This is a genomic window from Haladaptatus sp. HS23, from assembly GCF_056892285.1.
This window is the reverse complement of sequence record NZ_JBXGLH010000003.1, coordinates 170,584-183,674: the sequence shown is the minus strand read 5'-3', so window position 1 is coordinate 183,674 and position 13,091 is coordinate 170,584. Positions and strand designations below refer to the sequence as shown.

13 protein-coding genes are annotated in these 13,091 nt (G+C 62.3%); 6 read left to right on the top strand and 7 right to left on the bottom strand.

Annotated elements, in window-relative coordinates:
• Positions 1-345: 345 nt before the first annotated feature.
• The 3 genes from AC1XDK_RS11350 to AC1XDK_RS11340 are packed head-to-tail and all read right to left on the bottom strand — an operon-like array spanning position 346 to position 3,432.
• Entirely contained in the window at positions 346-1,533 is a 1,188-nt protein-coding gene (locus AC1XDK_RS11350; protein ID WP_483350018.1) for an anhydro-N-acetylmuramic acid kinase, read from the bottom strand.
• A complete protein-coding gene (locus AC1XDK_RS11345; RefSeq protein WP_483350017.1) occupies positions 1,530-2,609 on the bottom strand; it encodes a GNAT family N-acetyltransferase in 1,080 nt (359 codons plus the stop codon). The genes AC1XDK_RS11350 and AC1XDK_RS11345 overlap by 4 nt, the downstream gene beginning before the upstream one ends.
• A complete protein-coding gene (locus AC1XDK_RS11340) occupies positions 2,587-3,432 on the bottom strand; it encodes an SDR family NAD(P)-dependent oxidoreductase (RefSeq protein WP_483350016.1) in 846 nt (281 codons plus the stop codon). The genes AC1XDK_RS11345 and AC1XDK_RS11340 overlap by 23 nt, the downstream gene beginning before the upstream one ends.
• A 119-nt stretch (positions 3,433-3,551) precedes the next feature.
• On the opposite strand from AC1XDK_RS11340, the gene AC1XDK_RS11335 reads away from it, so the two are divergent.
• Positions 3,552-5,534, top strand: a complete 1,983-nt coding sequence (locus tag AC1XDK_RS11335; protein ID WP_483350015.1) for an ABC transporter substrate-binding protein — start codon at positions 3,552-3,554, stop codon at positions 5,532-5,534.
• 40 nt (positions 5,535-5,574) lie between these two features.
• On the opposite strand, the gene AC1XDK_RS11330 is transcribed toward AC1XDK_RS11335, so the two are convergent.
• The gene (locus AC1XDK_RS11330) at positions 5,575-5,796 is read right to left on the bottom strand and encodes a hypothetical protein (protein ID WP_483350014.1); all 222 of its coding nucleotides are present in this window, start codon (positions 5,794-5,796) and stop codon (positions 5,575-5,577) included.
• Between the two features lie 31 nt (positions 5,797-5,827).
• A complete protein-coding gene (locus tag AC1XDK_RS11325) occupies positions 5,828-6,007 on the bottom strand; it encodes a hypothetical protein (RefSeq protein ID WP_483350013.1) in 180 nt (59 codons plus the stop codon).
• A gap of 97 nt (positions 6,008-6,104) precedes the next feature.
• Here AC1XDK_RS11325 and AC1XDK_RS11320 point away from each other — a divergent pair, with 97 nt between their 5' ends.
• The 5 genes from AC1XDK_RS11320 to AC1XDK_RS11300 all read left to right on the top strand — a co-directional run bounded on the left by AC1XDK_RS11320 (position 6,105) and on the right by AC1XDK_RS11300 (position 10,823).
• Positions 6,105-7,130, top strand: coding sequence for an ABC transporter permease (locus AC1XDK_RS11320; protein WP_483350012.1), 1,026 nt, complete (start codon positions 6,105-6,107; stop codon positions 7,128-7,130).
• On the top strand, positions 7,117-8,202 hold the full coding sequence (locus AC1XDK_RS11315; RefSeq protein WP_483350011.1) for an ABC transporter permease: 1,086 nt from the start codon (positions 7,117-7,119) through the stop codon (positions 8,200-8,202). The genes AC1XDK_RS11320 and AC1XDK_RS11315 overlap by 14 nt, the downstream gene beginning before the upstream one ends.
• The gene (locus AC1XDK_RS11310) at positions 8,199-8,447 is read left to right on the top strand and encodes a hypothetical protein (RefSeq protein WP_483350010.1); all 249 of its coding nucleotides are present in this window, start codon (positions 8,199-8,201) and stop codon (positions 8,445-8,447) included. The genes AC1XDK_RS11315 and AC1XDK_RS11310 overlap by 4 nt, the downstream gene beginning before the upstream one ends.
• Before the next feature lie 127 nt (positions 8,448-8,574).
• Positions 8,575-9,687: an ABC transporter ATP-binding protein gene (locus AC1XDK_RS11305; RefSeq protein WP_483350009.1), complete on the top strand. Its 1,113-nt coding sequence runs from the start codon at positions 8,575-8,577 to the stop codon at positions 9,685-9,687.
• Positions 9,684-10,823 (top strand): ABC transporter ATP-binding protein, encoded by a 1,140-nt coding sequence (locus tag AC1XDK_RS11300; RefSeq protein WP_483350008.1) that lies wholly within the window; start codon positions 9,684-9,686, stop codon positions 10,821-10,823. The genes AC1XDK_RS11305 and AC1XDK_RS11300 overlap by 4 nt, the downstream gene beginning before the upstream one ends.
• 1 nt (position 10,824) lies before the next feature.
• Here AC1XDK_RS11300 and AC1XDK_RS11295 read toward each other — a convergent pair whose 3' ends face one another.
• Together AC1XDK_RS11295 and AC1XDK_RS11290 are read right to left on the bottom strand one after the other, a co-directional pair.
• Positions 10,825-11,940, bottom strand: a complete 1,116-nt coding sequence (locus AC1XDK_RS11295) for a mandelate racemase/muconate lactonizing enzyme family protein (RefSeq protein WP_483350007.1) — start codon at positions 11,938-11,940, stop codon at positions 10,825-10,827.
• 64 nt (positions 11,941-12,004) lie between these two features.
• Positions 12,005-13,009, bottom strand: coding sequence for a hypothetical protein (locus tag AC1XDK_RS11290; protein ID WP_483350006.1), 1,005 nt, complete (start codon positions 13,007-13,009; stop codon positions 12,005-12,007).
• Positions 13,010-13,091 lie beyond the last annotated feature (82 nt).

Below are 13,091 nucleotides of genomic sequence, written 5' to 3'. Positions count from 1 at the left end.
ACCGAAATGGCCCCAGAAACGCCGCGAAAACGACTAAAACGGGAGGATAGCGTCCCACACGACCATTCGTAGTTCATTACAGGTCTACTTTTGTAATGGGCAATTGAACGGACCGCTCGGGTCCTATGTGGTCAGTTAACAAACATGGACATTCGTGATGGATTGCTGGCTCGTTTCGGGTCCGTCGAAAGCCCCTCCTCGACCGCTGATAGCGACGATCACCGTCTGCACTGCGCTTGCGGGTTGACTCATCGACGTTTCACGATTCGACGGACCCGAAGGTGGAGATGCAGTGTGTCTGGGAGTTCTCGGAGAATCGAACGCGTGAAAACGGTTTGAGAAGCGTCAGCGGACGGTTCCTCGGGTCGGCGGGCAGCGTTTCCCCATGACGACCGGACGGTCGGCACCGGTCGCACCGGGAACGTTGTTCGGCACGCCGTCGAGCGCCGCCGCGGCGAGGAGAGCGAACGCGACGGCCTCCTTCGCGTCGCTCCCGACGCCGTACTCGTCGATGGTCCGCACCGGCGCGTCGACTTCGGAACCGAGCATGTCGAGGAGGGTCCGGTTGTGCGACCCGCCGCCGGAGACGACGATTTCATCAGGCTCCTCCGAAAGGAATCGTTCGTATGCGTCGGCGATGGAGCGCGCGGTCAGCGCGGTTGCCGTCGCCACGATGTCGGCATCCGAGCTGTTTCGGTCCCGGCAGTCGGCGACGAATTCCCGCGCGTATCCGCGGCCGAACTGCTCCCGCCCGGTGGACTTCGGTGGCTCGGCGCAGAAGTACGCATCGCTCAGGGCGTCTTCGAGAACTCCCTCATCGACCGTTCCCTCGCGGGCCATGCGTCCGTCCCGGTCATAGGTCCGCTCGCCGCCCGTCAGCAGTTCTACGACCCCGTCGATGACCATGTTTCCCGGACCCGTGTCGAATGCAGTCACGTCGTCGCGCCCGGCACCGGGCGGCAACGCGGTGCAGTTTCCGATACCACCGATGTTCTGTGCGACGCGAAACGACTCGTCGTCCGCGAGGAACGCGAGGTCCGCGAACGGGACGAGCGGTGCGCCGTGTCCGCCCACTGCAACGTCCGCGGTGCGGAAGTCGGCGACCGTCGCGACACCCGTTCGCTCGGCGATGTAGCTCCCGTCCCCGATTTGGAGCGTCGAACGGAGTCGCTCGTCACCCACCGGCAGCGGGTGGGGTTCCGGTTCGTGACGAATCGTTTGCCCGTGCGAACCGATCGCGTCAACAGTCTCGAGTTCGCGGTTCGCGGCCGACGCCGCCGCCACCGCTGCGTCCGCGAACACTGCTCCAAGTTCGACGTTCAACCGACACGCCTCGGCGACGGTTCCATCGTCGGAACACACGCGCTCGAGTTGCTCGCGGAAGTTCGGGTCGTACTCGCGCGTGACGAACGACTCGACGGTCACGTCGTAGTCGCGTATCGTCTCCCCGTCCCGTCGAATCCGACAGCAGGCCGCATCGACGCCGTCGAGCGACGTGCCCGACATAAGGCCGATGACGATGCGTTCGGTCACGCCGTTACCTCCTCGCCGATTTCCTTCGTAAACGTCGTATAGGCGAGCCACGGTTGGAAGCCGAGTTTGCCGTAGTAGTCCACGAGGTCCGTCCAGTCGATGACCATCCGGTCGTAGCCCGCATCGCGGTAGCGTTCAGCGACCGTGGCGACCAACCATAGACCCCATCCTCGCCCGCGATACGCCTCGTGGACGCCGAGCGGGCCGAGACCGCAGACGGCTCCGTCGAGTCTGTCCACCCAGTTGACGTTGCCGCCGCGATATCCCGATTCGAGTGTGTTAGTCCGACCGAACCCGACCGGCGTTCCCTCGTTTCGGAGGAGCCAGTAGTCGTCGCCGCCGCCCGGCACTCGCGTGAAGTTCTCGGCCTCGTACTGCCAGCGCCCGGGGAACTGGTCGGACAGGAAATCGAGCAGCGGTTCCGCGTCCGCGCCGACCCGTTCGAGCGTCAGGTTCGGCCACTCGTCTCTCACCGCTGCGATTCTGTTCGGGGATTCGTACTCGTCGAGGTCGCCCAGAACGTCGTGAAAGGTCCTGCCGGCAGAGAATCCGGCATCCCGGAGGGTCGCTTCGATGTCCGGACACTCGCTCGGGACGCCGGGGAGGAAGTGGCCCGGGTCGCCGCCGAAGCGAAGGTGGGTCACGCCCCATGCTTCCATCTTCCGTTCCACGGTGGCGAGTAGGTCGCTGGCGACCGACGTCGGATCTTTCGCTTCCCCGTCCACGGCGAACAGGCTGAGCCATCCCAACTCGGGTCCCGTGTAGTCGGGAATCGCCTCCCTGAGTCGCTTGCCGAGCGCGACCCCGACGAGTTCGTCGTCTTCGAAGCCCCCCCACGCGGTTACGTCGATGCCGTCGAGCGGGGCGAAGACGTTCTGTGCGACGAGTCTGTTGGGAATCGAAAAATCGGGATAGGAGCGATTCCAAACGTCGATTCCGGCGAAAACTCTGTTGTAGTCCGTGAGTCGGCGGCACTCCGTGGTCATCCCTCCGCTGTTTCTCGTCGGACTACTTATATCTCCGTTCGTCGGGCGGTCCAGTCGGTCGTTCGGGTCAGTCGTTCCCGTCGCTCTCACGGGTTCGCGTCGGCGCTTCGTCGATGTCGTACATCATCGTCTCCAACTGCTGGTCGAGACCGGCGGAGAGGCCGCCGTCGACGACGAGTTCCGTGCCCGTGACGAACGACGCCTTCTCCGACGTGAGGTAGAATGCGGCCTCGGCCACGTCCTCGGGTCGCCCGAACCGACCGACGGGATACTGGTTCAACCACTCCTCCCGGACCGGTCCCTCGGTGGTCAGCTTCTCGCTCGACGCATCGGTGATAATGCTCCCCGGACAGATGGCGTTCGAGCGGACGCCGTGACGGCCGTACTGCGTCGCCACGATTCGGGAGAGCGCGACGATGCCGTTCTTCGCGGCGGAGTAGGAGGCGAGGCCGATGCCGAGTTTCGCGTTAATGGAGGAGATGTGGACCATCGACCCGCCGCCTGATTCGACCATCGCCGGGAGGGTTTCCCGAGCACAGAGGAACTGCCCCTTCAGGTTCACGTCGATGATTCGCTCCCACGTTTCGTCGCTCACGTCCGCGACGTTTCCGTCGTCGAACGACCCGCCCGCGTTATTCACGAGGACGTCGACGCTCCCGTGGCGTTCCATCGTCGCCTCGACCATGGCCGACACGTCCGCCGACTCGCTGACGTCGGTTCGCACGAACTCGGCCGTTCCGCTGACCTTTTCGATACGGGAGACGGTCTCCTCACCACCTTTCTCGTCTACATCGGCGACGATGACAGTGGTGCCCGCGTCCGCGAGTCGTTCCGCGATTGCCCGGCCGATTCCCTTCGCCGCGCCGGTGACGATAGCAACCTCGTTGCTCCGTTGGTCCGTACTGGGTTCCATATGTTCCACCTGTCTCCGGGCCACAAAATGGTTCGTATCTCGAGTACGATTCGTATCCTCACGAAAATCAGTCAATAACCCAAACATTTTTCCGTGTTCATTTTAAAATCGAAGCGAGTATGGATAACAGCAACCACGGTGCTAGCGATGAGCCACAGAGAACTCCGCTGACGCGGCGACGATGGCTCGCGCTCGGCGGCAGCGCGACGATGGCGGGATTAGCCGGTTGCGGCGGCAGCAACCCCAACGACCCGGACGTGACGATGTCGGGTACCCCCGGCGACGATTCGAGCGGTTCGGACGGTTCCAACGGGAAAAACGGGACGCCAGTCACGACCGAACTGCACATGCGCGCGCCGGTCAGTTGGCAGCCTAGCAAGGCCAACATCAACCCCTTCACCGACACGAAGAACACGGAGTTCTGGATGGACTACATGTGGTGGGAGTCGCCGGTGTACCCCAACGCCCACGGAAAACCGATGTACTGGCTCGCCGACGAGGTGAACATCAAGGGGGGTGGTTGTGAGGTCGAGATAAAGCTCAACGAGGACTACACGTGGTGGGACGGCAAACCCGTGACCGCACAGGACCTCCACACGGCATACCTCATCAGCGATTACAAGGAGAGTTACGGTCCCGAGAAAACGGACGATAGCTGGGAAGTCGTGGACAAACACACGCTCAAGCACACGCTCCCCGGACCGGCCAATCCCTCCCTCCATAAGTCCGAATACCTGTCCGTCGCCGTCAAACACGACTTCTTCAAATCGTGGCTCGAAAAGTACGAGGACGCGAGCGGCGAGAGCGCCATCGAGGACGTGACGAAGGAGCTACAGGAGACGACCATCACGCTGAACGACCTCACCGAGAAGGGTCTCGGCTGTGGTATGTGGAAGCCGAAACAGCTCTCGCCGACGAACGCTGTCCACGAGAAGTACGAGGACCACCCGCGCGCCGACTGGACGAACCTGAAGACGTTCAACTGGCACCTCATCTCCGAGAAGCAGAAGGCGATTCAGGCACTCAACGCGGGGCAACTCGACATGGGTGATAAGACCATCAATCAGGCGAAGTCCAACTCCAAGGTGGACGTGTTCAACCGGTTCGGCACGTCCAGCATCGTGAAGCTCTCCCTGAACTGGAACAACGAACATCTCGCCCGCCGTCCCGTCCGCCGAGCCATCGCGTACCTCATGGACCACGACGAACTCGTGAAAGTCATCAAGAGCACACAAGGGCTGAACTACAAACCCCGCGACACCGTCACCGGGATGTCTGCGAAGGCGACGAACCAGTGGACGAGTAAGAGTTTCCAAAACAAGCTCATCGACTACGGTCGCACGTCGAAGCCCGAGAAGGCGAAACAGGTTCTCAAGGACGCGGGCTACACGAAGGACGGCGACGTCTGGGCCGGACCAGACGGCAGTCGCGTCGAGGGTCTCACCTACCTGACGCCGCCGTGGAACATCTACGAGACCATCGGGAAGTACCTGAGTCCCAAACTCAAGGAGTTCGGCTTCGGCAACAAGCTCATCATCCCGTCGAGCAGCGGGTTTTGGAAGCGCTGGACCGACACCCACGACTTCGACATGGTCAACTGGTTCTCGGACACGTCACACCCCGCAAACGCATATACGACACTCAGCGTGGCCGGTCTCGGAAAGTTCGACGAAATCGTGAACGAGAAGGAACCGAGCGGCGACTGCAAAGTCGACCGTCGAATGCCCGACCTCTCCCAACAACGGAGCAAGAAGCTGAGCCAACCCATCCGTCCGAAGTTCCCGAAGAAGGTCGGACAGATGGGTGACGGCGGGGCGAAACAGACCCTCTATCCCGTCAAATGGGGCAACATCATGGCTCAAACCCAGTCCACGAAGGAGGTCAAAGACCTCACGGCAAAACTCACGTGGTACATGAACTGGCAAGTCCCACACATCGGATTTTATGACGAGACGCGTGCGTACTGGGGAGATACGAACAAGTTCGACTTCCCGACAGGGGAGGTGGACGACCACCCGCGGGCAAAGGAGACGAAGAACGAACACTACTCGAACTCGATGGAGTACCTGATGAAAGGGCACATCAACGCGAAGACGAAGTAATCGCCCACCGCTGTCATCTCACTCGCGGTTTTTCCGGTCCTCAGTTTCGATGGCATTTCACGAGGAGCGCCGCCGTTCCGACGCCGAGTGTGCCCGCACCGAGGACATTGAGGACGGACACGACATGTGCCGCCGTTCCCGGTTCCGACCAGAGAAAGAGCAGTATCGAGAGGAAACCGGCCAAACACTCGAACGCCAGCAACATGGCGAACTTATCGGCGTTCGAGCAGACGTAATCGAAGACGGTGGGTGCGTGGGACATCTGTTCGTTCGAGCCACTCGTACGTCAGGAATTAAGCGTTTCGCCCCGTCGTCTCCTCGTCGCTCGTCCGGGCGACGGCGTGTGTGGCCCCGCAGTCGGGACACTCGTAGTACTCCCGGTCGAACGTCGCGCCACATCTGATACACCCGTACGTCTCCCCGTCGTCCGAGTCGTTCCCGAACAACCCGCGGAGTCGCGTGAGAAGCGCCATACCCGTCAATGGGCCGCAGACGTAATGAAACCGTCTATTACAGAGAATCCCTCCCATACCTTTATTGCGGTGGGAGAAACACAAGCACAGTAGCACGATGTATTATTCGAAGCGGATAGGCCAGTCAGTGCTGGTGTTCCTGCTGGCACTCACGGTGACGTTCGCCCTGTACCGAATGTTACCGTTCGGACCCGTCGAGATGGTGAGAATCCATCTGATGCAACAGATGATAGAGCAGGGCAACAGTCCGTCGCCACAGCAGATGGACCGTATCAACGCGATGGTGCAGACGTACACGGGTATCGACCCGTCCCAACCCTGGTACGTCGCGTACTACGATTACCTCCGGAACGTCATCGTTTATCAGGACTTCGGACGGTCGATTTTCAAGAACCGCCCCGTCTTCGACATCCTGTTCGAGGCGATGCCGTGGTCGATATTTATCAGCATCTACGGCCTCGCGCTCGGGACGACGGTCAGTCTGCTGCTCGGTGCGGTCATGGCGTACAACGAGGGAAGCACGTTCGACACCGGAATGACGATATTCTCCATCGCCAACACGACCGTTCCGTACTATATCGTCGCCATCCTCTCACTCATCGTCTTCTCGTTCTCCCTCGGCTGGTTGCCGAGCGGTGGACGGATGGACCCGAATACGACGGCCGGACTGAACCTCCCGTTCATCGTCGGCGTCGTCAAACACGCCATCCTTCCCGTGCTCTCCTCGTTCATCGCCGGATTCGGCGGTGCATTAGCGTTTCGAGGGAACTGCATCCGCGAGATGGGCGAAGGCTACATCCGTGTCGCTCGACTCCGGGGCATCAGTCAGGGGCGAATCGCCATCCGCTACGTCGGCCGCAACGCGCTGTTGCCCGTCTACACGAGTATCATGATGGGTGTCGCGGGCATCTTCGGGAGCAGCATCATCCTCGAAACCATCTTCAACTATCCCGCGATGGGCCTCGTGACGTACAACGCGCTGTTGAACCGCGATTACCCGCTCATCATGGGGTCGTTCATCTTCTTCACCAGCATCACGCTCTTGGGAATCCTCATCGCCGACCTGACGTACGGCGTCATCGACCCCCGCGTCAAAGGAGGGAGCGAACGTGAAGCCTACTAAGGGGAACGACGCAGAAACGTCACGCACCGACGGCTCTCCCCGGACCACCGACGAATTCCCACGAACCGACGGCGGAACAAACAGGCGGTCCGGTTCCCAGCCCGTGGACGAGAGCATCTTCACGCAAACGTCGAACGTCCCCGAACTGACCCCCCGCGAGAAAGCTCGACGGTCGTTCGACCGGCACGTCTACGCGCCCATCGCGGTCCTGTTGGACGACTGGCGGGCACTCGTCGGGTCGCTCATCCTCCTCGGGTTCGTCCTCACGGGTATTATCGCCGTGGAACCGTTCGGCATCGTCCTCGTCGAGAAAGCCACGGTGATGGAGGGGCCGATATTCCTCCCGCCGCTCCAAGACTGGGCGTATCCGCTCGGAACTGGCGTGATGGGGAAGTCGATTTTCAAACAGGTCGTCCACGCGACGCCCGCGATGTTGGTGATGGTCATCGCCGGCGCGTTGTTGTCGGTCTGTCTCGGCACGCTCATCGGGACCGTCGCCGGCTACCGCGGCGGTCGCACTGACTCCGCGTTGATGACGCTCACGGACGTCGTTCTCACCATTCCCGGCATCGCGTTAGTCATCGTGCTGGCGAGCATCTACCAACCGGAACGCCCCTTCGTCGTCGGCCTCATCCTCGGCATCGACAACTGGCCCACGTTGGCGCGGACGGTCCGGTCGCAGGTGTTGAGCATCCGCGAGGAGGCGTTCACCGAAGCCTCGCGCATCATGGGTCTGTCGGAGTTCCACATCCTCCGCAAAGACGTGGTCTCGAACCTGATGCCGTACATCTCGGTCAACTTCGCGACCAGCGCACGGAAGATAATCTTCGAGTCCGTCGCGTTGTACTTCCTCGGTATCCTCCCCCGGTCGAACCTGAACTGGGGGTTGATGATGAACGACGCGTACAACCAAGCGAACCTGACGAACCCCGACCAGATACACTGGCTGTTGGTGCCGATGGCGCTCATCATCCTCATCTCGCTCGGATTCATCCTGCTCGCACAGGGTCTCGACCGGGTGTTCAACGTCCGCCTTCGCGCACGCCACGAAACCGCCGGAGGCGACGAATGAGTACCTCCGTCACGGACGAGCACGGACAGTCGGTGTCCCTCCTGCTCGCCATCAGACGGTCGTTCCTCACGTTTATCGTCGCGTTAGGCGTCGTCTGTTGGCTGTTGGCCGTACTCCTCTCTAGCTATCTCCTTCCCTCGCTGACGCACGCCGTTCTCGCCGGAATGTTAGCCATCTGGGGCACGAGCGCGTTCATCTACGCCATCCTCGGTCGCCTCGGACTCAGCTTGATAGGGTACAACTGATGACACGACACTCACCACTCGAATCCATGTCCACCCTCGATACCACACACGCCGACAGAGCAACACACGCCAACCGAGCGCCACGCACCGACCGGTTCCACAAAACCGGCGGCCGGAGGTGACACCGATGGCAACCGAATTCCGGTCCACGTCGGACGTTGAAACCCCGTCCGAGGAGGACGTCATCCTTGAAGTCAGAAACGCCAGCGTCTCGTTCAGCATGGACCGCGGGGACTCCCGCGTCCTTCGGGACGTCAGCATCGACGTCCACGCGAGCGAGGTGCTCGGTGTCGTCGGCGAGAGCGGGTCCGGCAAGTCGATGTTGGCCTCCGCGATGCTGGATGCCATCGTCTCGCCGGGACAGGTGGACGGAGAAGTCATCTATCATCCGCCGGACGGCAGCGAACCGGTTGACGTTCTCTCCCTTTCCCACGAGGAACTGACAAAGCTCCGCTGGAACGAAATTTCGTTCGTCATCCAAGGTGCACAGAGCGCGTTCAACCCGACGATGACCATCGGAAGCCACTTCGAGGAGACGCTTCGCGCACACGGCGCGGACGTCTCGGAGGGAATGGAGTTCGCACGCGAACTCCTCGCGGACCTCTACCTGCCGACCGAGCAGGTGTTACGCTCCCATCCCCACGAACTGTCGGGAGGGATGAAACAGCGGGCGCTCATCGCTCTCGGCCTCATCCTCAACCCGAGGGTCGTCGTGATGGACGAACCGACCGCCGCGCTGGACCTGCTCATGCAGCGCTCCATCATTAGTATGCTCGAGGACTTACAAGAGAAGTACGACCTGACGATGGTGTTCGTCACCCACGACCTGCCGCTGGTCGCGGACCTCGCCGACCGCCTCGCCGTGATGTACGCCTTCGACCTCGTAGAACTCGGCCCGACCGACGAACTCCTCGACGACGCGGCTCACCCCTACACCCGCGCCCTGCTCAACGCCGTCCCGAACATCTCCGACCGGGCGATGGACATCGAAGGAATCGAAGGGTCGAGTCCCGACCCCGTCTCCCTCCCGACCGGCTGTTCGTTCAGCCCGCGCTGTCCGTTGGCCGACGGGACGTGCGAGACCCAAGACCCGCACCTGCGCGACGTGGCCGAGGGTCACGAAGTGGCCTGCTTCTACCCCGAGGAAGCCCGCGAAACCGTTCCGCTGTTGCTCGACGAACCGCCGAAGTCGGCGGAAGCGCCGGACACCGCCGACGCCAGCGGAGGTGAACGTCGGTGAGTACCCGTCGCGGCGACCCGCTCCTCTCGCTGCAGAACGTGAGCGTCCACTTCGAGAAGGAACAGTTGTTCGGCCTCGCCGGGTCGGAGACCGTCCACGCGGTGGACGACGTGACCCTCGACATCTACGAGAACGACATCGTCGCGCTCGTCGGCGAGTCTGGGTGTGGAAAGACGACGCTCGGGAAGACGGCCATCGGCGTCCAGCGCCCGACGGAGGGGACAGTGCTGTACCGCGGTCAGAACGTGTGGGAAACCAAGGAATCCAGCGGTCTGTTCGGGCGGAAGAAGTCAGCTGGCGAGTATTCGGCGGGTGAGATACGCCGCTCGCTTCAGATGATTCATCAGGACCCCGGCAGTTCGCTGAACTCGAACTACACCGTCGAGTCGAGCCTCGCCGACCCACTGGAACGCTGGCAACCGGAGATGAGCGAGGCAGACCGTCGCGCCCGTATCTACGGCCTGCTCGAATACGTGGGCATGGCTCCAGCGGAGGATTACGCCGAGCGGTATCCTCATCAACTTTCCGGCGGGGAACAACAGCGTGTGGCGCTCATCCGTGCTTTGCTGATGAACCCAGACCTCATCCTCGCAGACGAAGCAATCAGCGCTCTCGACGTCTCACTACGTGCAGAGATGATGGAGCTCATGCTCGAACTGCAAGAGCAGTTCAATACCTCCTACCTGTACATCTCACACGACCTCGCCAACGCGAAACACCTCACCCAGCGGGCGAACGGCCGTATCGGAATTATGTATCTCGGCGAACTCGTGGAGATCGGCACGCCCGAACAGATAATCCATAATCCACAGCATCCGTACACGAAGGTGCTTCTCTGGGCCACTTCCGACCTCAGAAACCGGTCGGAGGGCGTTTCGGATCCCCCGATTCGCTCACTCGACATTCCCGACCCGGTGGACCCGCCGTCCGGCTGTCGGTTCCACACGCGCTGTCCCGAAGCACGCACCGCGTGTGCACGGGCGTGTCCCGAACTCACCGACCACGAGGGCGACGGGCGACGGACCGCCTGTTTCCGCAACGAAGCGGACCACGACTACTGGGAGAGCGAACCGCTCTCCGACGATAGCGCGAGCGGAAAACCCACAGCACCACGCGAGACGGCGGACGGCGACTGACTCAGTCGCACCGATACCGTTCGACCTTCTCCTCGTCCACCGTCACCCCGAGTCCCGGCCCGTCCGGAACCGGGAGCGCGCCGTCCTCGACTTCGAACGGTTCCTCGATTATGTAGTCGTCCCACCCGTAGTAGGTGCTGTCCGGCGGGAGGTTGATGCCGGGTGTGCTCGCCACGGTGTGAAGCATGGCCGCCGTCTTGACGCCGAGGTCGAAGCCGCAGTGGTGGGACACCGAGACGCCCGCATTGGCCGCCATGGCGACCTGTTCGCGCACGGCGAGGATGCCGCCGGCGGGCACGAGGTCCACGACGGCCACGTCGATGGCGTCGGCCTGCAACAGGAATCGGAGGTTGCGCGGGAAGTACGTGTCCTCGTTGACCGCCACGGGCGTCCGCACGCGATTACGGAGCGATGCGTACGTTCCGTAGGTGTCGATTCGAACCGGTTGTTCGAGGTACTGGAGGAGGATTCCCTCCTCTTCGAGTCGGGTGGCGACCCGGACCGCGTCCTCGAAGGCCCAGCCCTGATTGGGGTCGAGTCGAAACTCCAACTGACCGTCCACTTCGTCGTGCATCGCGCGGATTCGTTCGACGTCCTTGCGCCAGTCCGGTCCGGCCTTCGTCTTCAGGGTCGAAAAGCCGTGCTCGACCGCGCGTCGGGCGTACGTCCGCGACTCCTCCGGCGAGAGGATACCGAGGCAGGTGGCGATGTCCACCGTCTCGCGGGTCTTCCCGCCGAGTAGTTGGTGGACGGGCACGCCCACTTTCTTCCCGAAGGCGTCCCACAGCGCGGTTTCGACGGCCCCGACGAAGGGTCGCACCTTCACGTACGGGAAGTAAAACGACTCCACGAAATCGCGGATGTCGCCCACCTCGCGGCCGACGAGTTCCGGGGCGATGACGTCGTCCACGACAGCCTTCGTCACCGCGGCGGACTTCATTCCGACGAGCATCTCGCCCCATCCGGTTATCCCCTCGTCCGTTTCGACTTTCACGAGCATTCGCGTGACCGATTCCACTTGGTCGTGGTTGCTCACGTAGGGCGCGAGGCCAAGTTCGTCTTCGAGCGGTTTGACACCCATCTCTACGGGGATGGCTGACACGTTCGCAATCGACATACCACATCCTCGAAGGCCACCTACAAATAACCCCGTACGGCGGCGAAATCGGGTCCCGCGTTCGTCAGTTCACTTCGTCTAAATACGCGTTCCAGACGGCCATCGGGTCCTCGCAGGCGATTTCCGAGATGGTTCGGCAGCCGTCGTACCCCCACATGAACACGCTGTCGGTACCGAGTTCGAGCGCGGTTCGCGTCGCCGTTCGAACCTCCTCCGTCGCCGAGTCGCCGCTCAAGCCGAAGCCCTGAATCCACAACTGGCTCCGCAGGTCGTTTTTGTCCGCGAGCTCGACTATTTCCCGTCCGAACCGGGAGACGTATTCGGCCGGGTCGGCGTCTTCGGCGAAGGCGTCCCAGTACGGGTCAGTGGCGAGTACGTCGATGTGGTCGTTTTCGGCGAGCCGCGCCCAATTTCGCGGCCCGTGGTCCGCCGACCCCGTCGGCATGAGGCAGACGGCGTTCTCCGCGCCCTCCTCGTGGGTCAGTGCCATCAGTTCGTCGAGGAAGTCGAGCATCGACTCCTCCCGGAACGCCGAGACGGTTTCCGTCTCCGTCGCAGGCATCGGTTCGCCGTACTCCTCGCGATATCCCTCCCGGCAATGTTCACAGCGACAGCACCACACGTCGCGGGGATGGTCGTCGCCGTACCATTGGACGTTGTGCCAGTGGGGTTCGTCCCAGAAGAGGACGTCCGCGCCGAGTCCGGCGGCGTCGCGGGTCCACTCGCGCATGAACTCGCGGAACGCCGGGTCGTTGAAACAGGCGGCGGGCACGCGCTCCCCGGTGGAGAGGACCTGTCGACTGTCGGGGTTGTGCGCGACGAACCGGGAGAACTCCTCGCCGCCGAAGACGCCGCCGACGGCCCACGGGTTGACGTAGACGGACAGCGACCGGTCGTGACTCGCGGCGACGATGTCCTTCACCGTCTCGCTGTAGAAGGCTTGGTCACGTTCGCTGAATGTATGGAGGACGGCGGTCAACCCCTCCCCGTACAGTCGTTCGAGGTCGTCCGCCGCGTGTTCCGGGTCCTGTACGCCGAAATAGCTCGCTCCGCGTTCGATGTCGGGCATAGTCGTGGCGTGGTATCGATGCACGGGCTGCGACCATGAACGTATCGATGGATGTGGTGGAAAGAACCGGCGGGAGAGAAGC